This is a genomic window from Actinoplanes hulinensis (genome assembly GCF_019429605.1).
Taxonomy (GTDB): Bacteria; Actinomycetota; Actinomycetes; order Mycobacteriales; family Micromonosporaceae; genus Actinoplanes; species Actinoplanes campanulatus.
This window is the reverse complement of the sequence record NZ_JAHXZI010000010.1, coordinates 198,796-223,566: the sequence shown is the minus strand read 5'-3', so window position 1 is coordinate 223,566 and position 24,771 is coordinate 198,796. Positions and strand designations below refer to the sequence as shown.

Here is a 24,771-nt window from a genome sequence, read left to right as displayed (position 1 = left end):
TGGGTGCACGAAGTTTCCGGATGAACGGTGGTGGCTGCGGTGTCCAAGGTCCTCTCCCGGCGAGACCTCGACTTCCTGCTGTACGAGTGGCTCGGCGCCGAGTCGCTGACGGCCCGTGAGCGGTTCGCCGAGCACTCGCGGGAGACGTTCGACGCGTTTCTCGACGTCTCCCAGCAGATCGCCGAGCGCGACTTCGCGCCGCACAACCGGGCCGGTGACCTGACCGAGCCGACCTTCGACGGCGAGAAGGTCACGATCATCCCGGAGGTGAGCCGGGCGCTGCGGGTCTTCGCCGAGTCCGGGCTCCCGGCCGCCGGCATGGACGCCGAGCACGGCGGCCTCCAGTTGCCGCACGTGGTGCAGCGGGCCTGCTTCCTCTGGTTCCAGGCCGCCAACACGGCCACCTCGGCCTACGCCATGCTCACCGCGGGCAACGCCCACCTGCTGCTCACGCACGGCACCGAGGAGCAGATCCGGCGCTACGTGCACCCGATGATCGAGGGCCGGTTCACCGGCACCATGTGCCTCTCCGAGCCGCAGGCGGGCTCGTCGCTCAGCGACGTGACGACGAAGGCCACCCCGCAGGCCGACGGCACCTACCGGATCGACGGCGGCAAGATGTGGATCTCCGGCGGCGACCACGAGCTGAGCGAGAACATCATCCACCTGGTGCTGGCCCGGGTGGAGGGCGCGCCGGCCGGGGTGAAGGGCCTGTCGCTGTTCATCGTCCCGAAGCGGAACCTGGAGACCGGCGAGCGCAACGGCGTCGTCCTGGCCGGGCTCAACCACAAGATGGGCTACCGGGGCACCACCAACGCGGTGCTCGCCTTCGAGGGCGCGGCCGCCGAGCTGGTCGGTGAGGAGGGCCGCGGCCTGGCCTACATGTTCCACATGATGAACGAGGCGCGGATCGGCGTCGGGTCCGGCGCGGTGGCCCTCGGCTACACCGGATACCTGCACGCCCTCGCGTACGCCCGGGAACGTCTCCAGGGCCGCCCGGTGAGCGGCAAGGACCCGCTGGCCGCGCCGGTGCCGATCGTCGAGCACCCGGACGTCCGCCGGATGCTGCTGGCCTCCAAGTCGTACGTCGAAGGCGGTCTCGCCCTGGTCCTCTACGCGGCGAAGCTGCTGGACGAGCCGTCGCCGGAGAACGACCTGCTGCTCGACGTGCTCACCCCGATCGTGAAGGCCTGGCCGTCGCAGTGGTGCAGGCTCGCCGACGACCACGCCATCCAGGTCCACGGCGGCTACGGTTACACCCGGGAGTACCCGGTCGAGCAGTTCTACCGGGACAACCGGCTCAACTCGATCCACGAGGGCACCGACGGCATCCAGGCCCTCGACCTGCTCGGCCGCAAGGTGACCATGCGGGGCGGCGCCGGTCTGGGTCTGCTGCTCGACCGGATCCGGGCCACCGCGTCGAAGGCGCCGGCCGAGCTGGGCGGCCCGGTGCTGAGCGCCGCCGACCGGCTGGCCGCGACGACCGCCAAGCTCTGGGCGACCGGCGACCCGTCGAGCGCCCTGGTCAACGCCACCGCGTACCTGGACGCCGCCGGCCACCTCGTGATCGCCTGGCTCTGGCTGGAGCAGCTCCTCGCCGCCGAGGGCGGGGAGGGCGACTTCTACCAGGGCAAGCGGCTGGCCGCCCGGTACTTCGTCACCCACGAGCTGCCCCGGATCGGCCCCATGCTGGACCTGCTCGACTCCGGCGACACCCTTCTTCGGGACATGGACGACGCCTGGTTGGGATAGGTTCAGGTCATGGCCGGTGAAGCCACCACCATCGAAGTCGGCGACTACGACGTCCGGGTCTCCAACCCGGACCGCGTCTATTTCCCGGAGCTCGGCGTCACGAAGCTCGACCTGGTCGAGTACTACCTGGCGGTGGGCGACGGGATCGTCCGCGCGCTGCGTGAGCGCCCGTGCATGCTGCACCGGTTCCCGGACGGCCTGGCCGGGGAGAAGGTGCACCAGAAGCGGGTGCCCAACGGCGCGCCGCCGTGGCTGGAGACGGTGCGGGTGACGTTCCCGCGCTACAACCGGCACGCCGACGAGCTGTGCGTGACCAAACCGGCCGACGTGATCTGGGCGGTGCAGATGTCCACCGTGGAGTTCCATCCGTGGAACTCCCGGCGGGCCGACACCGAGAAGCCCGACGAGTGGCGGATCGACCTGGACCCGATGCCGGACTGCCCGTTCGGCACGGTCCAGCGGGTCGCCACCGTGGTCCGCGAGCTCCTCGACGAGCTGGGGATCACCGGCTATCCGAAGACCTCAGGCGGCCGGGGGATGCACGTCTACGTGCGGATCGAACCGAGCTGGGGCTTCTCCGACGTGCGGCGCGCCGCGCTGGCCTTCGCCCGTGAGGTGGAGCGGCGCGCCCCCGACGACGTCACGACCACCTGGTGGCGCCGCGACCGCGACCCGTCCGCGCTGTTCATCGACTACAACCAGAACGCGCGCGACCACACCGTCGCCAGCGCCTACTCGGTCCGTGGCGTGCCCACCGCCACCGTCTCCACCCCGGTCACCTGGGACGAGATTCAAGATCTGGACCCGAGAGACTTCACCATTCGTACGGTGCCCGCGCGCTTCGCCGAGCTGGGGGACCTGCACGCCGCCATCGACGACCACGCGCACTCCCTGGACGCCCTGCTGGAGTGGGCCGACTACGACGAGCAGTCCGGCCTGACCACTCCCGAGGAGAAGTCCCAGGATTGACCGGGAACCGATCGGTGCCCTCACGCGTGTATCGGTCATGGCGGTACAGACAGCGCTGACCCACGCGGCGGCTCTCCCGGAACACGACGGTTTCGAAGCCTTCTACCGGGCGAACGCCGACCGGGTCTACCGGGCTCTCGTGGTCACCCTGCGCCGTGACGACCTGGCCGCCGAGGCGGTGGCCGAGGCGATGTCCCGGGCCTGTGCCCGCTGGTCGACGGTGAGCCGGCTGGACAATCCGGCCGGCTGGGTCTTCCGGGTGGCGCTCAACTGGGCGACGTCGTGGTGGCGCAAGGTCCGCAGGGAGCGCCCGCCGGCCGACGAGGCCGCCCACCCGCATCTGCGGCCACCGGACGGCTCGGTGGTGGCTCAGGACGCGCTGGCCAAGCTGCCCGCGCCGCAGCGAGCCGTGATCACCTGCCGGGTGCTGCTCGACCTCTCCACCGCCGAGACCGCGGTGGCCCTGCGCATCAGCGAGGGCACGGTGAAGAGCCGTCTCTCCCGCGGTCTGGCCACCCTCCGGCACGAGCTGAACAGCGAGGACTGAGACATGGAAGGGATTCCGCAGAACGTGAGCGAGGCGGTCCGGGTGGCGGCGCACGCCGCACGGGGTTACCCGGGCGACCTCGCCGACATCCACCGCAGGGCCCGCCGTCGCCGCAACCGGCGGGCCGCGGTCTCCGCCGCCGCGGTGGTGGCGGTGCTCGCCGGTGCGGTGGCGGGGGTGGCGATCCAGCGACAGCCGGGACCGTCCACGGGCACGGGGGTGCTCGCTCCGGCGAGCAGCGCAGAACCGGGGGTCAGCCCCGACGCGCCGATCAGCTCCGGCCCGGGCGCCGAGCCGCCGGGCCAGCATCTCCTCCTACCGGCGGCCGCCGGCGACTATCGGGGCTCCGGGGGGACGACCGTGCGGCTCGGCGGTGAGACGGCGGTCGGGGAGCTGCTGCCGGACGGCAACCTGATCGGTCATCCGGTGGTCGGCGCCCGGAACTGGGAGCGGGTGGTGGTGCTGCCGAGCGGTGGTGTGGTCGCCTTCGGCTCACACGACACCCAACCGGGAACGAAGCGCGAGGACGGCCCGAACGTGCCGGGGCTCGAATACCGGCTCGTGGGGACCGACCCGGACGGCCGGGTCCGGGTCCAGCGGAACGTACGCAAGAAGGGCGAACCGGTCATGCTGCTGACCGCCCGGGAGGACGTCGCCTACCTGTGGCGGCCGGCCGGCCTGTTCATGCACAGCATGGCCACCGGGCATGAGGAGCTCATCGCCGGAAGGCCGGCGTTCGGCCTCGGCCAGGTCTACGGCGATCTCCGGCACAGCGACATGTCCGGTGGCTGGGTGGCGGTGTCCCGGATGCGGGACGAGTGCGTGCCCCGGGTGTACGACATCACCGGCGTCGATCTCGTGGCCGAGATCCCGCTGACCGCGTCCGGCTGCATCGCGGTGACCGACATGCGGCTCTCCCCGGACAGCAGGACCCTCGCGGTCGCCTACGACCGGGACACCGGCGCCGGGTTGCGCCCCGTCGTCGCCCTGATCCGGGTCACCGACGGCAAGGTGCTGAAGGAGCAGGAGCTGGCCGACGTCTCGGGCAAGACGTCGCCGATGATCTCCATCGCCTGGCCGGACAGCCGCACCCTGCGCGGGGCGGTCTACCCGGTCGGGGCGGCCGGGGTCAGCGAGGTCACCGGGTTCACCGTGACGATCGACTGAGGCCAGCCGTCCCACGGCGCCCGGTGATCCACGATCACTGGGCGTTCGGCGTACGCCCGGCCGTGCTCTCCCTGATGATCAGCTTGTGCGGCGCGCGCAGCTCCAGCCCGGCGGGTGGTGTGGGGTTGCTGATACGCAGCAGCAGCCGCTCCACCGCGGTGGCCGCGATCATCTCCTTGTCCGGCGAGATCGTGGTGATCGTCGGGTTGGAGAACCGCCCGTCCTCGATGTCGTCGTAGCCGACCACCGCGACGTCCTCGGGCACGCGCAGCCCCCGCGACAGAAGCGTCCGGATCGCCCCGAGCGCCACCAGGTCGCTGTAGCAGAACACCGCGTCCGGAGGCTCCGCCAGGTCCAGCAGATGCTCCATGGCCCGGGCGCCGTCCGGCCGGTTGAACCGGGGGGTGCTGATGATCAGGTCTTCCCGGGGGGTGCGCCCGCGGGCCGCGTGCGCCTCGCGGAAGCCCCGGGTGCGCCGTTGGGCCGCCTCGCCGGTGGCGTAGGGCTGGTCGCCGATCGCCGCGATCCGCTGCCGGCCCAGGTCGATCAGATGCTCGGTGGCCTGCCGGGAGGCCGCCACATCGTCTATCCCGACGTGGTCGAAGCTGCCGTCGCTGGACCGCTCGCCGAGTATGACCAGGGGCAACCTGTGGTCGCGGTTGGCGAGCGCCTGCTGGTCGAGGCCGAGGGGGCTGAAGATGACCCCGTCGAAGAGCAGCCGGCGTGACCCGTCGGCGATGAACGCCCGCTCGTGCTCGGGGTCGCCGTCGGTCTGGTCGATCAAAACGTTATAGCCGCTGACCCGCGCCGCGCGGATCACGCTCTGCAACAACTCGGAGAAGTACGGGGTGTCCAGGTACGGCACGACGACCGCGATCTGGCCGGACCGGCCCTGTGCCAGGTTCCGCGCGAGCACGTTGGGTCGGTAGCCGAGCTCTTCGACCGCCCGTTGAACACGCTCTCTCGTACGCTCCGTGACGTTGGCATAACCATTGACCACGTTGGAGACGGTTCGGCTGGAGACGCCGGCCAACTCCGCGACGTCACGCAGAGTGACTTCTCGACGCATTCTTGCCCCCTCTGGCCGCCCCAAGTTTCCGGCAGGTTACCCCTTGCCGTCGTTATAGGGTCCCGTGCATGCTTTGCTTTGCAGCGCTGCAAAAGCGTAGCAACCAACGGTGAAACTTAGTTCGGCCTAATGGCCGACCCCCGATGTGCCAGCACCGGAGGTCGGCGCTCTGAGCCCTGTGGGTCTCAGAACTGATCAACTGGATACGCATCTACTTGTCTGTGAGGACCCAGTGAACATCGGCAACTTTAGTGCACGGAGAGTCAGTCGGCGATCAGTTGTGGCGGCCATCGCGGCGACGGCGACCGCCGTGACGCTCGCGGCTTGCGGCAGCGGCGACGACAAGCCGGACACCGCCGCGAAGCCGACCGGCACGGTCACCGTGAAGGTGTGGGCCTGGTACCCGGAGTTCAAGGCCGTCGTCGACCAGTTCAACGCGACCCACACCGACGTCAAGATCGAGTGGACGAACGCGGGCACCGGCCAGGACCAGTACACCAAGCTGCAGACCGCGCTGAAGGCCGGCAAGGGCGCGCCCGACGTGGTGATGCTGGAACTCCAGGAGATCCCCACCTTCGCGCTCACCAAGCACCTGGTCGACCTGGGCAAGTACGGCGCGGGCGCCGTCAAGGGCGACTACGCCGGCTGGGCGTGGGACCAGGTCAGCTCCGGTGACCAGGTCTACGCGATCCCGGTCGACGCCGGCCCCATGGCGATGATGTACCGCGAGGACATCTTCAAGAAGTACAACCTGACCGTGCCGACCACCTGGGACGAGTACAAGGCGCAGGCCGAGAAGCTGAAGGCCGCCTCCGGTGGCAAGAGCTTCATGACCGACTTCGGCGCCAACGACGGTGGCTTCATGACCGGTCTGTTCTGGCAGGCCGGCGCCAAGCCGTACACCTACGACATCGCGAACCCGGGCAGCATCGGCGTGAACGTCAACAGCGCCGAGGCCAAGAAGGTCTTCGAGTACTGGGAGGGCATGGTCAACACCGGCCTCGCCGACACGACCGCCTTCCACACCACGGACTTCTACAACGGCCTCGGCTCGGAGAAGTACGCCACCTACCTCGCGGCCGGCTGGGGCCCCGGCTACATCCAGGCCAACGCCGGTGGCGCGGCCGGCAAGTGGAGGGTCGCCCCGCTGCCGCAGTGGACCGCCGGCGCCAACGCCCAGGGTGACTGGGGTGGCTCCTCGTTCGCGGTGACCGACCAGGCCCAGTACCCGGAGATCGCGGCCAAGGTCGCCATGGAGATCTTCGGCGCCAAGAACAGCGAGGCCTGGAAGATCGGCATCGACAAGGCGTTCCTGTTCCCGACCGTCACCCCGGTCCTGGAGGCGGACACGTTCACCGGCAAGACCTACGACTTCTTCGGCGGCCAGAAGGTCAACGAGGTCTTCGTGCCGGCCTACAACGGGGTCGGTGACCTGGACTGGAGCCCGTTCAACAGCTACAACTTCAACCAGCTGACCACCAACCTGGGCCAGGCGATCGAGAAGAAGACCTCCTGGACCGCGGCGCTGGACACCGCGCAGGAGAACATCAAGACCTACGCCACCCAGCAGGGCTTCAAGGTTCAGTAATGACCGAGGTACAGACGTCCCCCGCGGCCGCTCCGGCGGCCGCGGGCCCCTCGCCCAAGACGGGCACCCAGCGGGCCGCGCGGGTGAAGGAGGCGGCCACCGGCTGGCTCTTCGCCCTGCCGTTCACCGTCCTGCTGATCGCCTTCCTGCTGCTCCCGATGGCGTACGCCTTCAAGATCAGTCTGTACCGCTCCACCCTCATCGAGGGTGAGGTCTTCGCCTGGTTCGACAACTACAAGCAGGCGATCGACGACCCGCTGGTGCGCGAGGGCGTGGTCCGGGTCCTGATCTTCGGTCTGCTCCAGACTCCCGTGATGATCGGGATCGCGCTGGTCGCGGCCCTGCTGATCGACGCCGCGACCTCGAAGTTCTCCCGGTTCTTCCGGCTGGCGGCGTTCGTGCCCTACGCCGTGCCGGTGGTCATCGGCACGCTGATGTGGGGCTTCCTCTACAGCGACAGCATCGGCCCGTTCGCCTGGACCGGAATCGACTTCACCTCCAGTGGCACGGTGCTGGCGTCGCTGGGCAACATCGTCACCTGGCAGTGGGCCGGCTACAACATGATCGTCCTGTACGCGGCGCTCCAGGGCCTGCCCCGGGACGTCTACGAGTCGGCCCGCATCGACGGCGCGAGCGAGGTGCAGGTCGCCCTGCGGATCAAGACGCCGATGATCTCCTCGGCGCTGGTCCTGGCGACCCTCTTCACCATCATGGGCACCCTGCAGTTCTTCACCGAGCCGCTGATCCTCCAGCCGCTCAACCCGGGCGCGATCACCCAGCACTACACACCCAACGTGTACGCCTACAACCAGGCGTTCTCGTTCCAGCAGTACAACTACTCGGCGGCGATCTCGTTCCTGCTCGGCGCGGTGGTCTTCATCGGGTCGTACATCTTCCTGTTCGCCACCCGGAAGAGGAGCGCGCTGCGATGAGCTTCAGAAAAGGCAGCGTCGCCGCCCACGTCGTGATGGGCCTGCTGGCGATCTACTTCCTGCTCCCGTTCTGGTGGCTGCTGGTCGCCGCGACGAAGGACAACACCGGGCTCTTCCAGTCGGCCTCGCTCTGGTTCTCCGACTTCCACCTGATCGACAACCTGCGGATCCTGTTCGGGCAGGACGGCGGGGTGTACCTCACCTGGCTGCGCAACTCGGCGTTCTACGCCGTGGTCAGCGGCGTCGGCGCGACCGTCATCTCGGCGCTGGCCGGCTACGCCTTCGCGAAGCTGCGTTTCCCCGGGCGTAACGCCCTGTTCGCGCTGCTGCTCGGCCTGATCATGGTGCCGGCGACGGCGCTCGTGCTGCCCACCTACCTGCTCATGTCGCAGGCGAACCTGGTCGACACGATCTGGGCGGTCATCCTGCCGTCGCTGCTCAACCCGTTCGGCGTCTACCTGCTGCGGGTCTACGTGCACGACTCGATCCCGGACGAGATGCTCGAGGCGGCCCGGATCGACGGAGCCGGCGAGTTCCGGGTGTTCACCAGCGTGGCCCTGCCCGCGATGAAGCCCGCCCTGGTCACGGTCCTGCTGTTCAGCATGGTCGCGTCCTGGAACAACTTCTTCCTGCCGCTGGTGATGCTGAGCGACGACCAGCTCTACCCGCTCACGGTCGGGCTCCGGGCCTGGTACATGTCCGCGATCATGGGCAACGGCGGCGCGGCGACCTTCAGCGTGATCGTGACCGGCGCTCTTGTGGCGATCGTCCCCCTGATCGTCGCCTTCCTGATGTTGCAGCGGTACTGGCGCGGTGGCCTGACCATCGGCTCCGTCAAGTAGTTCGCGGCATCCTCTCTTCTCATCGGTAAAGGGAACAACCATGCTCCGTGCGCGTGTCGCATTGAATCCGGGTGCCGTCGTGGCGCCGGTCAGCCGCCGAACCTTCGGCTCCTTCGTGGAACACATGGGCCGCTGCGTCTACACCGGCATCTACGAGCCGGGCCACCCGCTCGCCGACGAGGACGGCTTCCGTACCGATGTGCTGGCTCTCGCCCGCGAGCTCGGCGTCACCATGGTCCGGTACCCCGGGGGCAACTTCGTCTCCGGCTACCGCTGGGAGGACGGCGTCGGACCGGCCGGGAAGCGGCCCCGCCGGCGTGACCTGGCCTGGCGCAGCATCGAGACCAACGAGGTCGGCATCGACGAGTTCGCCAAGTGGGCGGAGAAGGCCGACGTCGAGATCATGTACGCGGTCAACCTCGGCACCCGTGGCGTGCAGGAGGCGCTCGACGTGCACGAGTACCTCAATCACCCGGAGGGCACCGCGCTCTCCGAGCAGCGGCGGGCCAACGGCGCCGAGAAGCCGTACGGCGTCAAGATCTGGTGCCTCGGCAACGAGCTGGACGGTCCGTGGCAGACCGGGCACAAGACCCCCGAGGAGTACGGCCTGCTCGCGGCCGCCACGGCACGGGCGCTGCGGTCCGCCGAGCCGGATCTCGAACTGGTCGCGTGCGGCAGTTCCAGCTCGTCGATGCCGACCTTCGGGACCTGGGAGTCGACGGTTCTGGAGCACGCGTACGACCTGGTCGACTACGTGTCCTGCCACGCGTACTACGAGGAGCACGACGGCGACCTGGGCTCGTTCCTGGCCAGCGCGGTCGACATGGACTACTTCGTGAACAGCATCGTGGCCACCGCGGACGCGGTCGGCGCCCGGCTGAAGAGCAAGAAGAAGATCAACCTCTCGTTCGACGAGTGGAACGTCTGGTACCTCTCCCGGTTCCAGAGCGCCCCGCTGCCGGAGGAGTGGAAGGTCGCCCCACCGGTGATCGAGGACCGGTACAACGTGGCCGACGCCGTGGTGGTCGGCAACCTGCTGATCTCGCTGCTCCGGCACAGCGACCGGGTGACCGCGGCCTGCCAGGCGCAGCTCGTCAACGTGATCGCCCCGATCATGACCGAGCCCGGCGGCCCGGCCTGGCGGCAGACCATCTTCCACCCGTTCGCCAAGACCGCGGCCCTGGCCAAGGGCGAGGTGCTGCGGCTGCACATCGACGCCCCGACCTACGAGACCGCCAGGTACGGCGTGGCCCCGGTCATCGACGCGGTCGCCACGCACGACCCGGCCACCGGCGACGTGACGGTCTTCGCGGTGAACCGGGACGTGACGAACCCGGTCGAGTTCACCGTGGACCTGAGCGCGTTCGGCGACCTGGCCGTGGCCGAGGCGTGGACCCTCACCGACGAGGAGGACCTCTACGCCGCCAACACCAAGGAGAACCCGGACCGGGTCACCCTGCGCCCGACCGCCGAGGTGCCCACCGGGGCCGTGACCGTCGAGGGCGGCGCCGCCACCCTGACCCTGCCCCGCGTCTCCTGGAGCGCGATCCGCTTCGCCCGGAGCCGGCCGGGTCACGACGTGGGACGGTAGGCGATCTCCGGGTCGAGCAGTGTGACCCAGGACGGCCGCCACACCGGCCCGCGTGACGTCATCTCCTCCTGGAGGTTGGTCCGCCACGGCCCGGAGACGCCGTCGTCGTGCCACCACGGCGGCCAGGAGTCGTAGCGGCGTTCCACCTGGACGCCGGTGGCGCTGGTCTCCACCCGGAGGAAGAGCCACCGTCCGTACCGTGGATCGGACTCGGTGTGCCGCAGCGCCCGGACCAGCTCGGTGAGCCGGCGGAAGGCGGCGTACCGCTCCTCGCCGGGCCGGTCGCCCGGCGGGAAGCCGCCGGGCTGGGAGCTGAAGCTGGTGGAGTCGGCGTAGGCCAGCAGGGTGCACCGCCCGTCGCCGTGCGGCGACCGCTCCCGAAGCCAGGAGATCAGGGTGTCCAGCTCCTCGCTGGCGGGCGGCGCCGGCCGGGTCAGCTCGGGGGAGTCCTGCATGGCCGCCCAGACGAGCCGGTCGTGCTCGCCCTTGCTGAGCCGGCGGACCCGGCGCATCGGCGGGCGCCGGCCGGGCTCGATCCGGGGCGCGGCGCTGCCCGGCACCAGCCCGCCCCGGGCGGCGACGGTCACGGCCGACGCGATGTCCGCGTCCGGGCCGGTGATCAGGGCGGCGATGTGGTCCCCGGTCACCGCACCCCTTGTCGCGGCGGCGATCAGCTCCTCGGCGGCGGGGCGGGCGCCGAGCCGGCCCAGCGCGGCCAGGGTGTGCTCGGTGCTGAGCAGCGGGGCGAGCATGCCGGTCATGCCGTCGGCGAGCCGGCCCGGGTAGCGGACCCGGGACCAGCGGCCGTTCTCGTGCCAGATCACGAAGCCGAGCCGGTCGCCCTCGGCGAGCGGGGACAGGGCGTCCCAGGGCAGCCAGTCCGGCGCGCCGGTGAGCAGGTCGACCGGCGGATCGGCCCGGGTGGTGGCGCTGTGCTCGTGGTGCCCGTAGACGACCGCGCGACGGCCGTCCAGCAGGGCGAACCGTGCCCAGTTCCGCTCGCCCTCGGCGAAGTCGGCGCCGCGACCGTCGATGGTCCACGGCCCGGCCTGCCCGATCGCGGCACACGTCGCGCTCAGTGTCGCCCAGCGGGTCCAGAGCAGTCCGGGCGCGGGCAGATCCACGTCGGTCAGCATCTGTCCACTGTGCCAAATGCGGACGAGGCAGTGACAACCACGGGTGCGACTCCGAAGTGGACGGCCGCCTCGCATCGGTCTTCTACGATGCGATCGTCCTTTGAGAGGGGGCTGTATGCCATCAATCCGACCGCGTCTGCTCATCGCGGGCGTCCTGGCCGCCGCCGTCGCCACGACGGCGGTGGTCTCGGTGCCGGGAGCCGCGTCGGCCGCGCCCAAGTCCGCCACCACCAGCGCCGCCGAGAAGCGCCGCCTGGACCGCCTGCCCACGCCGAAGCTGGGCTGGTACAAGTGCTACCAGATCGCCGAGTGCGCCACCGTGAAGGTGCCGCTCGACTACGACAAGCCCAAGGGTGCCAAGACCGAGCTGGCCGTCGTACGAATCAAGGCCAAGGATCAGAAGCGCAAGATCGGCAGTCTGTTCGTGAACCCGGGCGGCCCGGGCGGCTCGGCCACCCAGTTCGCGCTCTTCGCGCCGGACTTCCTGAGCGACCCGGTCCTGGAGCGCTTCGACGTCGTCGGCGTCGACCCGCGTGGCATCGGGTTCAGCGCCAACATCAAGTGCTTCAAGTCGGTCAAGCAGCAGACCGCCGTCTTCAACAAGATGAACGTCGCCTTCCCGCTCGGGTCGGCCGAGGAGAAGCGGTACATCGCCGGCGCCAAGGCCTTCGGCAAGGCCTGTTCCACCACCGGCAAGACCCTGGCCGGCGCGATGTCCACCGCCGAGGTGGCCCGCGACATGGAGCTGATGCGCCGCGCGGTCGGTGACAAGAAGCTGACCTACCTGGGCTTCAGCTACGGCACCGCGCTCGGGCAGTACTACGCCAACCTGTTCCCGGACCGGTTCCGCGCGCTCGCTGTCGACGGCAACATCGACCCGCGGCAGTGGGCCGGCACGGGTAGCAGCGGCAACAAGATCCTGGACGCCCGGATGCACTCGGCCGAGGGCGCGAGCCGTGCCCTGCGGGAGATCCTGATCCGCTGCGACAGGGCCGGAGAGGAGTACTGCGCGTTCGCCGCCGGCGACCCGGTCGCCAACTACGCGGCGATCGCCCGGAAGCTGCGGGCCAAGCCGCTGGTCGTCACCGACGAGTTCGGCACCTTCAAGATCACTTACGCGGACTTCGTGGGCGCCAGCCTCAACTACCTCTACAGCACGTACGCCGGGGAGATGGTCACCCAGCTGGCCGCCGAGGTCGCCGCGTTGCAGGCCGGTGGCACGGCCGCGGCCGCCGCCGAGGTGTCGCTGCGCAAGCGGGTCCAGGCCGCCAAGGAGATCGGCTACGACTTCCCGTACGACAACGGCTTCGAGGCGCAGAGCGCGGTCATCTGCACCGACGGCAAGCACCCGAAGAACGCGAACGGCTGGCCGGTGGCGACCGCCTCCCGTGACCTCCAGGCGCCGTACTTCGGCCGGATCTGGGGCTGGCTCAGCGTCCAGTGCGCGAGCGGCACCTGGACCGTGCGGGACGAGGACGCCTACCGCGGCCCGTTCAACAAGCGGACCAAGGCGACCGTCCTGGTGATCGGCAACTACTGGGACCCGGCCACCAACTACGCCGCGTCCGTGTCGTCGAGCCGGCTGCTGCCGAACTCGCGGCTGCTGAGCAGCGACAACTGGGGGCACGCGGCCTACGGCACGGGCGTCTGCGTGACCGCCGCCATCGACCGTTACCTGCTGACCGGCAAGGTGCCGGCCAAGGGCACGGTCTGCAAGGCCGGGCACCAGCCGTTCACCGAGAAGCTGGTGATCGGTGAGGAGCCGGGCGAGCTGTCGGCCAAGTCGGCCGTGGCGCCGGGCAAGACGCTGCCGCCCGTGGTGGCCCCGAAGCCGGTCTCGGTTCTGACCGGGGGCCGCTGATCTCCGCCGCCGGGCCGGTGTTCGTGGGCGGTCCGGCGGCGCTGTGACGGACGCCGGGTCATACGGCCCGGCGTCCGCCGTCAGTGGGCTTCCAGTCGGCGCTGTCGTGGCTGTCCGCGGTGAGGCCGGCGACCGAAGCGATCAATAGTAGGACGAAGAAGACAAGCATCGCGATTTCCATACATCAAGGGTCGCGCCGTTCCGGCCGCCGGAACAGTGGCAGGAATGCCATACATCTTCAAGATGCTGCCAACCTCGGGTACCGTGGCCACATGTTGAGAAGCGTCGCTGTGATCGCCCTGCCCGAGGTGGCGGTCTTCGAGCTCGGCGTGCTCTGCGAGCTGTTCGGCTACGACCGCACCGCCGAGGGCCTGCCCGGTTACGACTTCCACGTGTGCGGGTTGGGCGGCGCCCCGGTGCGGACCCACGCCGGCTTCAGCATGACCCCGGAGTTCGACCTCGCCCCGGCCGAGACCGCCGACCTGGTCGCGATCGCCCCCAACGACATGCGCGAGGTGCCGTCCGAGGTGCTCGACGTGCTGCGCCGTGCCCACGAGCGCGGCGCCTGGGTGATGAGTGTCTGCACCGGCGCGTTCACCCTCGGCGAGGCCGGCCTGCTCGACGACCGCCGCTGCACCACGCACTGGCGCCACACCGACGACCTGGCCGCCCGTTACCCGCGGGCCAAGGTCGACCCGGGCGTCCTCTACGTGGTCGACGACAACGTCATCACCAGCGCCGGGACGGCCGCGGCCATCGACTGCGGCATCCACCTGATCCGCGAGGAGCAGGGTTCGGCGGTGGCCGCCCAGATCGCCCGCCGCATGGTGGTGCCACCGCACCGCGACGGCGGCCAGGCCCAGTTCATCCAGACGCCGGTGCCGCCGATCTCCTGCGAGACCCTCCAGCCGCTGCTCAACCACGTGCTGGAGACCCTCGACCACCCGCACACCGTGGACACCCTGGCCGACCTCGTACACATGGCCCCACGCACCTTCGCCCGCCGCTTCCGCGCCGAGACCGGCGTCACCCCGCACGACTGGCTGACCGCGCAGCGCGTGCTGCTCGCCCGGCGGCTGCTGGAGGACACCGACCTCGGCATCGACGCGATCGCCACGAAGGCCGGTTTCGGCAGCGCCCAGACGCTGCGGCACCACTTCACCCAGCGCCTGAGCACCACCCCGCAGGGCTACCGGAACACCTTCAAGACCAAGATCTAGAGAACTCCGCGTTTCACGTCCGGCCCCTTTTTCCGGTACGCGTGTCCTCGCCCCGCCTGATCAGGGCCGTTCCGCCCGCCCGGCCCCTCTCGCTGCCCGCTCCGGCCTGTGCCGCCCCCGCCGGGCTGAGATCGGTTGGACACCCCCGCATGTGCTGCCGCTCGCTCGAGGTGGGTGGTCCCGGTGGTGCTTGTCAGGCATCCGGGGTGCTGCTCCCGGCCGTTACGCCGCTCACGCCGGGTGGGTGGTGGCGCGTCGATGTGGATCTTGAGTGATCGTTGTCGAGCGGCGCGATCTTGGGTGATCGTGGCCGTCCGGGTGTATCCGATAACCCAAGTTCTTTCAGGGAAGATAGATCTTGGGCGATGGTTTACCGCCGGATAGCAACCAGGAATCAAGATCGGCCCGACAGCCACAATCACCCAAGATCGCGGCGAGTCGGGTGACGCCGCAGCCATCGGAATGCGCGACGTGACGTCGCGGCCGCCCGCAACCGAGAGACAGGCTCTCGGCTACCTCGATCTTCCACGCAAGCCGGTGGACAGGGTTCCTCGATCATGCGCAGTTCCGGCCGGTCGGACCTTCGGAGGTGGGCGCACACGGAAGCCCCCGCGTGGGCGGCCGTCGCGGCGATAGGCCAGGTAGGCGACCACGACACTGCCACCGTGTGCGCCCACCCACCCTGGTGTAAGCGCGACGACCCGCCCCCGGGGCCAGCGCTATGGCCGAGAGTGGGCAGCCCTCGGTGCCTGGCCGGCAATACCGTGACCGCCCGCCCGGCGTGACTGGTGCTATGGCCGAGAGTGGGCAGCCCCCGGTGCCTGGCCGGCAACACCGCGACCACCCGCCCAGCGTGACCGGGAGCGACGGCGGCCGTCACCGGCGGCAGGCGAGGTGGCGGCGAATCGGCCGGCCCGCCCGGGCACCGATCTCAGCCCGCAGGGCGCGGCACAGGCCGGAGCAGGCAGCGGGATCGCGCCGACCGGACGGGACGGCCCTGATCAGGCGGGGCGAGGACACGCGTACCAGAAAGAAGGAGCTGGAAGCGAAACGAGGACCTCGACCCCGGAGGCTTTCCGGACCCCTTCCCGGGCTCATTCGCCTGCCGCGGCCCGCCAGTCGGCCAGCGTGGTCGGCGCCAGGTCGGCGGACGGCCCCGCCACCAGGGCGTCCACCGGGATGTCCGCGCCGAAGAACGGTCTGCCGTCGCTGGTCACCCGCTGCCCCGGGGCGGCGAGCAGGCGGCCGATCTCGTCCAGGGCGAAGATCTCCGGCCCGGCCATCTCGACGGTTCCGTTCGCCGGCGCCGCACCGGCCAGTCCGGCGAGACGAGCGACCAGATCGGACAGTGCGATCGGCTGCACCCGTACCGGCGCCAGCCGGATCTCGTCGCCGTCGGTGTTCGCCCGCATCAGCACGTCGAGGAACTCGAAGAACTGCGCGGCCCGGACGATCGTGAACGGCAGCCCACCCGCCCGGACGGCCGCCTCCTGGGCCAGTTTCGCCCGGTAGTACGCCAGGTCCGAGGCCGCCTCCAGCCCGATGATCGACAGGGTCACGAGATGCCGTACCCCGGCCTCGCGCCCGGCCACTGTCAGGTTCTCCGACGAGACCCGGAAGAACTCCGCCGCCTCCTCCCGGGCCGGCGGATTGGTGACGTCGAAGACCACGTCCGTGCCGGTGAGGGCCTCTTTCAGGCCCACCCCGGTGAAGGCGTCGATCCCGGTCGACGGTGACGCCGGCACCACCTCATGGCCGTCCTCGCGCAGCGCTTCCACCAGCAGTCGCCCGGTTTGGCCGGTGCCGCCCACCACTACGATCCGCATCGCGTTTCTCCCTGCTTCGATGTCGCTTCCACGGAAACGACCTCGGTGTCGCTTCCGCGGACACGACGAGACAGCCGCCCAGGATGTGACGGCCGGGTTCAGCGGCGGGGAAGCTCGCTCTGTGCGGCGCTGAGCCAGTCGAGGGCGTATTCGAGTTCGGTGGCCGCGCCCCGGCGACGGTGTGAGCGGTGGTCACGGGCCGCGGCGGCGCAGGTCTCGATCCGGCGGCGCAGGGCGGCGTACAGATAGGGGTCGTCGATCGGCGCGCGCCCGGGATGCGTGTTCCGGTCCCACCGGTGGCGGAGCCGGCGCAGTACCGCCACGGCGGCCAGCGCCGCCCAGAACCCGGCGATCGCCACCACGGCCAGCGGAACCGGCCGGACCGCGGCCGCCCCACCGGCCCACAGCAGCCCGCCCGTCACACCGGCCCCGGCGGTCGCCGCGAGCAGGACCGCGACCGGATCCGCGGGACCGGCCACCGGGAACCGCCGCGCCGCCCGAACCCGGCGCCGGGCCTGCGCGAGCCGGGCGAAGACCACCTGATCCGGCCGGTCCGCCGACCAGTCCCGGCTCTGGGCGTCGGTGATCACCGCGTCCAGGTCCCGTTCGATGTGCCGCAGTCTCGGCACGACGGTCCCGGAGAACGGATCGTTGCGCGCCCGCAGCCGCCGGAAGACCCGCTCGCTCATGCCGGCGCTCCGGCCGCTTGCTTGCTCACGGCATGTCCTTCCGCAGGTCGCCGAGGTGGCGGTCCAGGCAGTCGATCGCCTGGCAGAGCAGCAGGTCGGCGTGGGCGAGGCGCCGGACCACCGGGTCGGTGCGAATGACCCGCCGCAGGTGGGGCGCCGTCCAGTGATCGGCCCCGGCCCGCCGCAGCGCCGCCGACACGAGCCGCACCCGGGCCCGCAGGAGATGTTCCGGGACCTCGGTGAGCGTGGCCGAGCCCCGAACGGGGGACGGCGCCGGGCCCAGCCGGCGACGGCCCAGCGCGACGCGGACACGGCGGCCCGCCCACGGTCCGGCGGCCAGCGTGCCGAGCAGCGCCGTGCCCGACACCGCGAGGACCCCGGCCACGCCGAGCCCCAGCGCCTCGGCGACCGCCGCGGAGAGGACCACGACCACGAACGTCACCGCGGTCACCGCCATCACCCACACCGGGGTGGCGATCATCCCGGCGGCCTCGACCAGGACGCCGTCGAGGGAGGCCAGCCGGGTGCACGCGGAGCGGAGCCAGACCTGACCGGCGCCGGCCGCGTCGCCGACCTCGGCCAGCCCGTCCGCGACCAGCGCGCGCACGGCGGTGAGTTCGGTATGCAGGGCGCGGCCAGACATGCTACGAGCCTCGCATCGCGACGCCGGCCGCGCAGCTCTCGGAGTGTCGTGTTTCAGCGCCCCAGGGTCCGCAGCCAGGTGACCGCCGCGTCCGCCGTGGACACCAGCGGGGCGGCCGGCGCGGGTGGCCGGTCCACCACGAGCACCGGTACGCCCAGCTCACGGGCCGCCACCAGCTTGGCCGCCGGGCCGCCACTGTCCTTCGTGACCAGTACCCCGACACGGTGCCGGGTGATCAGCTCCCGCTCGCCGTCGACGGTGAACGGGCCCCGGTCGAGCAGCACCTCCAGATTCCGCGGCGTCACTCCGGTGGGTGGCTCCACCGACCGGGCCAGGAACCAGCATTCGTCCAGCCCGGCGAAGGCCGCGATGCCCTGCCGTCCGGTGGTGAGGAAGACCCGCCGCCCGAGCCGGGGCAGCAGCGCGGCGGCGGCGTCCAGTGACGCGACCCGGTGCCACTCGTCGCCGGGACCGGCGGTCCAGCCCGGCCGTCGCACGACCAGCAGGGGTACGCCAACCGCCGCGCACGCGAGCACCGCGTGGCCGCTCATCGTCGCCGCGAACGGATGGGTGGCGTCGACCACCACGTCGACGTCCGCGTCCCGCAGGTAGCCGGCCAGCCCGTCCACCCCGCCGAACCCGCCGATCCGGAGCTCTCCGGCGGGGCGCAGCGGATCGGTGGTCCGCCCGGCCAGCGAGGTGATCACCGTGTGCTCGCCGGCGACCAGCCCGGCCAGCCGCCGGGCCTCGGTGGTCCCGCCCAGCAGCAGGATCCTCATGACCGGCAGCGGTCCACCGAGTACAGGTGGCTGTCCGGGAACTGCCCGGCGGTGAGCGCCGCGCCCACCACGATCACGGCCGTCCTTCGTACCCCCGCGTCCTTGACCTTGGCCGTGATGTCGGCGAGCGTGCCGCGCAGCACGACCTCGTCGGGCCGGGAGGCCCGCGCCACCACCGCGACCGGGCAGTCCGGCCCGTAGTTGCCGGTCAGCTCGGCCACCACCGCGTCGATCCGCTGGACCGCGAGGTGCAGCACCATGGTCGACCGGCTGGCGCCGAGGGTGGCCAGGTCCTCGCCGGGCGGCATGGCGGTGGCCCGTTCCGCGGTCCGGGTCAGGATCACCGTCTGCGCCACCCCGGGAACGGTGAACTCCCGGCCGAGGGCGGCGGCGGCCGCGGCGAAGGCGGGCACCCCGGGCGTCACGTCGTAGGGCACCCCGGCCGCGTCGAGGCGGCGCATCTGCTCGGCGACCGCACTGAACACCGACGGGTCGCCGGAGTGCAGCCGGGCCACGTCCTGTCCGGCCCGGTGCGCCGTCACCATCTCGGCGACGATCTGGTCCAGGTTCAGGTCCCGGGTGTCGACCCTGCGGGCGCCCGGCGGACAGGCCTCCAGCAGCTCGGCCGGGACCAGGCTGCCGGCGTAGAGGCAGACCGGCGACGACGCGATCAGCCGGTGGCCGCGCAACGTGATCAGGTCGGCGGCGCCCGGCCCGGCCCCGATGAAGTGGACGGTCATCGGGTCACCGACCAGATCGTCACCGGCATGAACGAGCGCCAGCCGGTGAAACCGCCGACCGGCGAACCGCGCTGCACGGTGATCCGGCTCAGCTCGCCGCCGAGTTTCGCGTACGCGGCCGCCAGCACCGCCTCCGACTCGACCGTCACCGCGTTCGCCACGAGCCGCCCGCCGGGGCGTAGCGCGGCCAGGCAACGGTCCAGTACGCCGTCGCGGGTCAATCCGCCTCCTATGAAGATCGTGTCCGGTTCCGGCAGCCCGTCGAGAGCCTCCGGGGCCCGGCCGTGCACCACGCGCAGACCGGGTACGCCGAGCGCCGCCGCGTTCGCCGTGACGGTCGCCGCCCGCTCGGCCGACGACTCGATCGCGACCGCCCGGCAGGTCGGGTGCGCGCGCATCCATTCGATGCCGATGCTGCCCGAGCCGGCGCCCACGTCCCACAGCAGCCGGTCCGGCGCGGGGGCGAGCGCGGCCAGCGTGACGGCCCGGACCTCACGCTTGGTGAGCTGCCCGTCGCCCTGGTAGCGATCGTCCGGCAGGCCGGGAACGATCGGCAGTTCCGGCCCGTCGCCGCACTCGACGGCGACGATGTTGAGCGGGTCGCCCTCCGGCAGCACCCAGCCGTCCGCGGTGCCGGTCGTCGCCCGCTCGCCCGGCGCGCCGAGCTGCTCCAGGACGGTCATCGCCGCGGTGCCGTGGCCGCGGCCGGCGAGCAGCGCCGCGACCGCCGCCGGGGTGGCCGCGCCCGCCGAGAGCACCAGGATCCGGCGGCCGGGATTGATCAGCCGGCCGAGCGTCTCGACCGGCGCTGTGACCAGGCTCACCACGTCGACGGCGGCCAGGTCCCAGCCGAGGTGGGCCGCGGCCAGCGACACCGACGACGGGTGCGGCACCACCCGGATCCGGTCCGCGCCGAACAGACGGACCAGTGTGGAGCCGATGCCGTGGAACATCGGGTCGCCGCTGGCCAGCACGCACACCCGCCGCCCGCGCTCCGCCCCGATCAACCCGGGCAGGGCCGGCACCAGCGGAGACGGCCACCGGACGCGACGCGCGGCGACGAACTCACCGGGGAGCAGATCGAGCTGCCGGGCGGCGCCGAAGACCACCTCGGCGGACGTCAGGGTGCTCCGCGCCGTACCGGAAAGCCCGGGCCACCCGCCGGCGCCGACGCCGATCACGGTGACCACGTCCTGGTGTTCCATGCCCTGAACCTAGCGCCCGGGATTTTTCGCGATCTCGTTGAGCCAACCGGGCGTGATGCGCGTACGACACTGTGACGGCTTCTGATGCGGACCGGGGCCGTCACGTCGGCCGCATGGGGTGGCAGGCGCCGCGAGACGACTGCTGAGCAGGTGAGGACGTTGACCATTCCGGCCTTCCGGGATCAGCGCGAGATCCCCGACGACGACGGGTACTTCGCCGGGCTGCGCTCCGACGACCGCCCGGGCTGGGACAACCCGTCCATGCCCCCGTGGCCGGACACCCAGTCCGCCGCCGCACCCGCCCAGCCTCAGTACGGCCAGCCCTACAACACCCCGGACGGGTTCCGCCGCGGCGAGGTCACCGAGGTGTCGATGACCGACCCGACCGGCTGGAAGGCCGGCACCGGCGTCCCGGTCGTCGACGACCGGCCGCCCGGCGAGTCGACCAGCGGCAACCGGCTCTTCACCGTCCTGCTGTTCTTCTCCGGCCTGGGCACCAGCATCGCGCTCTGGCTGTTCAACACGCGGGCCGGCGCGGTCAGCGACACCGCGAGCACGATGATCGCGGCCGGCCGGGTGACCGGGCTGATCGGCGGCTACCTGCTCTTCGTCCAGCTGCTGATGATGAGCCGGGTGTCCTGGCTGGAGGAGTGGGTCGGCTCCCGCGACCTGCTGCGCTGGCACCGCTGGCTGGGCACCTCGCTGCTGGCCGCGGTGGTCGCGCACATCGTCTTCATCGTCTACGGCTACGCGCTGACCGCCGGCACCGGTGTCGTCGACCAGGGCTGGACCGTGATCACCACGTTCCCCGAGATGATCAGCGCCACGATCGCCACCGGACTGCTCGTCTTCATCGCCCTGATCTCGATCCGGTTCGTCCGCAACCGGCTCAACTACGAGCTCTGGCACCTGGTCCACCTGACCAGCTACGGCGTCCTGCTGCTCGGCTACGGCCACCAGATCGCGGCCGGCGCCGACATGAGCGGCCGGTACGCCTCGGTGTTCTGGCCGGCGCTCGGCTGCATCACCATCGCCGCCCTGTTCTGGGGCCGCATCGTCGAGCCGGTCTGGCTGAACACGCGGCACCGGTTCACCGTGGCCGAGGTGGTCGCCGAGGGCGCCAACACGTTCTCGATCTACATCGAGGGCAAGCGGCTCGACAAGCTCCCGGTGCAGGCCGGCCAGTTCATGCGCTGGCGGTTCCTGACGGCGAACGGCTGGTGGCAGTCCCACCCGTTCTCGCTGTCGGCCGCCCCGAACTCGCAGTGGCTGCGGCTCACCGTCACCATCGCCGGCGGCCACACCCGCAAGCTGGCCACCATGAGCCCCGGCACGCCGATCTGGGCGGAGGGACCGTTCGGGACGTTCACCGCCGAACGGCGTACCCGCCGGCGGGCCCTGCTGATCGCCGGTGGCAGCGGCATCGCCCCGATCCGCGCCCTGCTCGAGGACATGCCGCCGGACACCATCGTGATCTACCGGGCCAGCCGTCCGGACGAGCTGGTCTTCCGCACCGAGCTGGAGGAACTGGCCGAGGAGCGGGACGCCTGGGTGCGCTACATCGTCGGCGGCCGCAACGACCCCGGCCCGCGCCGGCTGTTCACCCCCGACGGGCTGCGCGGCCTGGTCCCCGACGTGAACCGCCGTGACGTCTACCTGTGCGGCCCGCCCGGGCTGGTCAACGCCGCCGTCGACACGCTCAAGCAGCTCGACGTGCCGGAGAGCCAGCTGCACCTGGACCCGTTCGAGTTCTGACCCCTATCGACTGGGAGTTTTCGCGATGCGACGTAGTACCGCAGCAGCCGTCGGCACCCTCACCGGTGCGGCCCTGATCCTCGGGGTCCGCCTGAGCGTGCAACCGCCGGCCGTCCCGGTGTCCGCCGCCGCGCCGGACGACGCGGGCGGAGAGCCCGAGGACACCGCCGCCGAGTCGACCGCCGAACCGGACCCGAGCACCACCAAGAAGCCGTCCGGCAAGAAGACCGGCGCCCCGGCGGGCGAGGAGAAGGCCGGGCTCAAGGCCGGCACCTACAAGGGCAAGGCCGTACAGAACCAGTACGGCACGATGCAGGTCACCATCAAGATCAGCGGTGGCAAGATCACCGCGGCGGACTCGACCTTCCCGACCGACGGGTTCTCCGGCACGATCAACCCGAAGGCCGTGCAGACGCTGTCGGCGGCCACCCTCAAAGCGCAGAGCGCCGACGTCGACGCCGTCTCCGGGGCTACCTTCACGAGCCAGTCCTACGTCACGTCCCTCCAGGCGGCGCTGGACAAAGCCGGAGCGTAGGGTTCGGGCCGTGCGCCACGCGGAGCAGGTCATGGGTACGGTCGTCAGCATCGAACTGGCCGACGACCTGCCACCGGCCCGGCTCACCGAACTCGTCGGCTCGACATGCGCCTGGCTGCACGAGGTCGACGCCCGGTTCAGCACCTACCGAGACGACAGCGAGGTGTGCCGGTTCCGCTCCGGCGCACTCCGGCTCGAGGACTGCTCCGCCGACCTGCGTCACGTCCTCGACCGCTGCGCCGACCTGTGGCGCGACACGGACGGCTACTTCGACGCCTACGCGGGCGGCCCCCTCGACCCGTCCGGTTACGTCAAGGGCTGGTCCGTCGAGGTCGCCTCCCAGCGCCTCGCCGCCGCCGGCTCGGCCAGGCACTACATCGGCGCGGGCGGCGACATCCGGATGCGCGGCGCGGGCCCCGGCGGCCGCCCCTGGCGGGTCGGCGTCCGCCACCCCTGGGAGGCCGGCAAACTCGCCTGGGTCCTCTCACTGACCGACGGCGCGGTGGCCACCTCCGGGACGTACGAGCGCGGCGCCCACGTCTGGAACCCGGTGGCCGGGCGCCCCGCCAGCGGCCTCCGCTCGGTCACCGTGGTCGGCCCCGACCTGGCCGTCGCCGACGCCTACGCGACCGCCGCCCTGGCCATGGGCGAGCCGGGCCTGTCCTGGCTGGCCGCACGAGTCGCCGACGGCTACGAGTCCGCCGCGGTCACCGACGACGGTCGCGCTTTCACGTCCGCCAACCTCCCGATCGCCTCCTGACCCGCGCCCGCTCGCCGGGGGAGGAGGCCGCAGCGGATCGCGTGCCCGACAGGGCGCTGTTTCCCACCGCGGGTTCTTCCCATACGGACCCTTCTGTGGTCGAGGTCCGCGTTTCGCTTCCAGCTCCTTCTTTCCGGTACGCGTGACATCGTCCCGCCTCATTTGCCGGTCCCGTCCGGTCGGCGCGATCTCGCTGCCCGCTCCCGCCTGTGCCGCCCCCGCCGGGCGTAGATCGGTGGCCGGGCAGGCCGGTCCCGTCACCACCACCCCGTCTGCCGCCGGTCACGGCCGGCGCGTCGGCTCCCGCCCTCGGCGGACCGGGTCACGCTGGGCGGGTGGTCGCGGTGTTGCGTGCCATGCACCCGGGTTGCCTGCTCTCGGCCGTCGCGCCGGTCACGGCGATCGTCGTCCACGGTCTCGCCAGGCCCTGGCGGCCGCACATGGCCCGCCCTCCCGGCGGGGTGGGTGCACACGGTCGGGCTTCTCCATGGGTGGGCGCGTGCATCCGGCTGCTTTCGTGCGCGCTCACCCCCGAAAATCTGGCCGGCCGGAACTCCGTGTGAGCGAGAGACCCCGTTCACCGGCCTGTGTGAAAGATCGAGGTAGCCGGAGAGCCTGCTTCTCGGTTGTGGGTGGCCGCGATGTCGAGTCGCGCATCCGGATGGCTTTGGCATCATCCGACTCGCCAGCGATCTTGGGCGATTGTGGCTGTCGGGCCGATCTTGATGCCTGGTTGCCACCCGGGAGCCTTCTTCTTGGGTGTTCGTGGTTCTACGTCAAGCGCCCGGTCGGGCGAATCGCCGAATGGGGCCGCCGGCCACCGCACCAGGCTGAAATGGGTCTTTGGTCGGAACCAGGCGCCCGTTTCGCCCGCTTTGGATGCCAACGTTATGCGATCTTGAACGATTGGCCACCCACAGCGGTGGCAAATCGTTCAAGAACGCTCCGGGTGACACGTCCTACCGGCGAGGGATTGCGGACTCGGCCGCGGGCAGCCAAGAAAAAGGGCTCCCAGCGGTCGATGATCATCCAAGATCTATCTTCCCTGGAAGACCTTGGGTAATCGGAGACATCCGGGAGCCTTCTTCTTGGCTGCCCGCGGCCGAATCCGCAATCCCTCGCCAGCGGACGCGTCACCCGGAGCGACCTTGGACGATTTGCCACC

General features: G+C 71.0%; 22 protein-coding genes. 13 read left to right on the top strand and 9 right to left on the bottom strand.

Annotation, left to right across the window (positions count from 1 at the left end; genetic code table 11):
• Positions 1-39: 39 nt before the first annotated feature.
• The 4 genes from KZ829_RS20595 to KZ829_RS20580 are packed head-to-tail and all read left to right on the top strand — an operon-like array spanning position 40 to position 4,435.
• The gene (locus tag KZ829_RS20595; protein ID WP_372453880.1) at positions 40-1,752 is read left to right on the top strand and encodes an acyl-CoA dehydrogenase; all 1,713 of its coding nucleotides are present in this window, start codon (positions 40-42) and stop codon (positions 1,750-1,752) included.
• 9 nt (positions 1,753-1,761) lie between these two features.
• A complete protein-coding gene (gene ligD, locus KZ829_RS20590; RefSeq protein ID WP_220145556.1) occupies positions 1,762-2,721 on the top strand; it encodes a non-homologous end-joining DNA ligase in 960 nt (319 codons plus the stop codon).
• A 37-nt stretch (positions 2,722-2,758) separates the two neighbouring features.
• On the top strand, positions 2,759-3,268 hold the full coding sequence (locus tag KZ829_RS20585) for an RNA polymerase sigma factor (protein WP_220145555.1): 510 nt from the start codon (positions 2,759-2,761) through the stop codon (positions 3,266-3,268).
• Positions 3,269-3,271: 3 nt separating this feature from the next.
• Positions 3,272-4,435, top strand: a complete 1,164-nt coding sequence (locus KZ829_RS20580; RefSeq protein ID WP_220145554.1) for a hypothetical protein — start codon at positions 3,272-3,274, stop codon at positions 4,433-4,435.
• Between the two features lie 34 nt (positions 4,436-4,469).
• Here KZ829_RS20580 and KZ829_RS20575 read toward each other — a convergent pair whose 3' ends face one another.
• Complete coding sequence (locus KZ829_RS20575) at positions 4,470-5,504, bottom strand: LacI family DNA-binding transcriptional regulator (protein ID WP_220145553.1); 1,035 nt, start codon at positions 5,502-5,504, stop codon at positions 4,470-4,472.
• A gap of 280 nt (positions 5,505-5,784) precedes the next feature.
• Between KZ829_RS20575 and KZ829_RS20570 the strand changes: the two genes are divergently transcribed.
• The 4 genes from KZ829_RS20570 to arfA are packed head-to-tail and all read left to right on the top strand — an operon-like array spanning position 5,785 to position 10,457.
• A complete protein-coding gene (locus KZ829_RS20570) occupies positions 5,785-7,092 on the top strand; it encodes an ABC transporter substrate-binding protein (RefSeq protein WP_220145552.1) in 1,308 nt (435 codons plus the stop codon).
• Entirely contained in the window at positions 7,092-8,024 is a 933-nt protein-coding gene (locus KZ829_RS20565; protein ID WP_220145551.1) for a carbohydrate ABC transporter permease, read from the top strand. The genes KZ829_RS20570 and KZ829_RS20565 overlap by 1 nt, the downstream gene beginning before the upstream one ends.
• Positions 8,021-8,866: a carbohydrate ABC transporter permease gene (locus KZ829_RS20560; protein ID WP_220145550.1), complete on the top strand. Its 846-nt coding sequence runs from the start codon at positions 8,021-8,023 to the stop codon at positions 8,864-8,866. The genes KZ829_RS20565 and KZ829_RS20560 overlap by 4 nt, the downstream gene beginning before the upstream one ends.
• A 40-nt stretch (positions 8,867-8,906) precedes the next feature.
• Positions 8,907-10,457, top strand: coding sequence for an arabinosylfuranosidase ArfA (gene arfA, locus KZ829_RS20555; RefSeq protein WP_220145549.1), 1,551 nt, complete (start codon positions 8,907-8,909; stop codon positions 10,455-10,457).
• Here the strand turns inward: arfA and KZ829_RS20550 are convergent.
• Positions 10,439-11,593 carry a hypothetical protein gene (locus tag KZ829_RS20550; RefSeq protein WP_220145548.1) on the bottom strand — a complete coding sequence of 385 codons (1,155 nt, stop codon included), beginning with the start codon at positions 11,591-11,593 and terminating at the stop codon, positions 10,439-10,441. The genes arfA and KZ829_RS20550 overlap by 19 nt on opposite strands.
• A gap of 115 nt (positions 11,594-11,708) precedes the next feature.
• Here KZ829_RS20550 and KZ829_RS20545 point away from each other — a divergent pair, with 115 nt between their 5' ends.
• The gene (locus KZ829_RS20545; RefSeq protein ID WP_220145547.1) at positions 11,709-13,454 is read left to right on the top strand and encodes an alpha/beta hydrolase; all 1,746 of its coding nucleotides are present in this window, start codon (positions 11,709-11,711) and stop codon (positions 13,452-13,454) included.
• Between the two features lie 58 nt (positions 13,455-13,512).
• Here the strand turns inward: KZ829_RS20545 and KZ829_RS44075 are convergent, their stop codons facing one another.
• A complete protein-coding gene (locus KZ829_RS44075; protein ID WP_281428187.1) occupies positions 13,513-13,635 on the bottom strand; it encodes a hypothetical protein in 123 nt (40 codons plus the stop codon).
• A 91-nt stretch (positions 13,636-13,726) separates the two neighbouring features.
• Between KZ829_RS44075 and KZ829_RS20540 the strand changes: the two genes are divergently transcribed.
• Complete coding sequence (locus KZ829_RS20540; protein WP_220145546.1) at positions 13,727-14,674, top strand: GlxA family transcriptional regulator; 948 nt, start codon at positions 13,727-13,729, stop codon at positions 14,672-14,674.
• A gap of 1,094 nt (positions 14,675-15,768) precedes the next feature.
• Here the strand turns inward: KZ829_RS20540 and KZ829_RS20535 are convergent.
• The 6 genes from KZ829_RS20535 to cbiE all read right to left on the bottom strand — a co-directional run bounded on the left by KZ829_RS20535 (position 15,769) and on the right by cbiE (position 20,556).
• On the bottom strand, positions 15,769-16,500 hold the full coding sequence (locus tag KZ829_RS20535; RefSeq protein ID WP_220145545.1) for an SDR family oxidoreductase: 732 nt from the start codon (positions 16,498-16,500) through the stop codon (positions 15,769-15,771).
• 98 nt (positions 16,501-16,598) lie between these two features.
• On the bottom strand, positions 16,599-17,189 hold the full coding sequence (locus tag KZ829_RS20530) for a hypothetical protein (protein WP_220145544.1): 591 nt from the start codon (positions 17,187-17,189) through the stop codon (positions 16,599-16,601).
• A gap of 25 nt (positions 17,190-17,214) precedes the next feature.
• Positions 17,215-17,832: a hypothetical protein gene (locus KZ829_RS20525; RefSeq protein WP_220145543.1), complete on the bottom strand. Its 618-nt coding sequence runs from the start codon at positions 17,830-17,832 to the stop codon at positions 17,215-17,217.
• 53 nt (positions 17,833-17,885) lie between these two features.
• Complete coding sequence (locus tag KZ829_RS20520) at positions 17,886-18,611, bottom strand: cobalt-precorrin-6A reductase (protein WP_220145542.1); 726 nt, start codon at positions 18,609-18,611, stop codon at positions 17,886-17,888.
• Complete coding sequence (gene cobM / locus KZ829_RS20515) at positions 18,608-19,351, bottom strand: precorrin-4 C(11)-methyltransferase (protein ID WP_220145541.1); 744 nt, start codon at positions 19,349-19,351, stop codon at positions 18,608-18,610. Before cobM ends, KZ829_RS20520 begins: the two co-directional genes overlap by 4 nt.
• Positions 19,348-20,556 carry a precorrin-6y C5,15-methyltransferase (decarboxylating) subunit CbiE gene (gene cbiE, locus KZ829_RS20510; protein WP_220145540.1) on the bottom strand — a complete coding sequence of 403 codons (1,209 nt, stop codon included), beginning with the start codon at positions 20,554-20,556 and terminating at the stop codon, positions 19,348-19,350. The genes cobM and cbiE overlap by 4 nt, the downstream gene beginning before the upstream one ends.
• 159 nt (positions 20,557-20,715) lie before the next feature.
• On the opposite strand from cbiE, the gene KZ829_RS20505 reads away from it, so the two are divergent.
• Genes KZ829_RS20505 through KZ829_RS20495 form a run of 3 tightly spaced genes read left to right on the top strand, consistent with a single transcriptional unit; the run spans position 20,716 to position 23,606 of the window.
• Positions 20,716-22,311 carry a ferredoxin reductase family protein gene (locus tag KZ829_RS20505; protein ID WP_220145539.1) on the top strand — a complete coding sequence of 532 codons (1,596 nt, stop codon included), beginning with the start codon at positions 20,716-20,718 and terminating at the stop codon, positions 22,309-22,311.
• A gap of 25 nt (positions 22,312-22,336) precedes the next feature.
• Positions 22,337-22,846, top strand: coding sequence for an FMN-binding protein (locus tag KZ829_RS20500; protein ID WP_220145538.1), 510 nt, complete (start codon positions 22,337-22,339; stop codon positions 22,844-22,846).
• A gap of 31 nt (positions 22,847-22,877) precedes the next feature.
• The gene (locus tag KZ829_RS20495; protein WP_220145659.1) at positions 22,878-23,606 is read left to right on the top strand and encodes an FAD:protein FMN transferase; all 729 of its coding nucleotides are present in this window, start codon (positions 22,878-22,880) and stop codon (positions 23,604-23,606) included.
• The last annotated feature ends 1,165 nt before the right edge of the window (positions 23,607-24,771 follow it).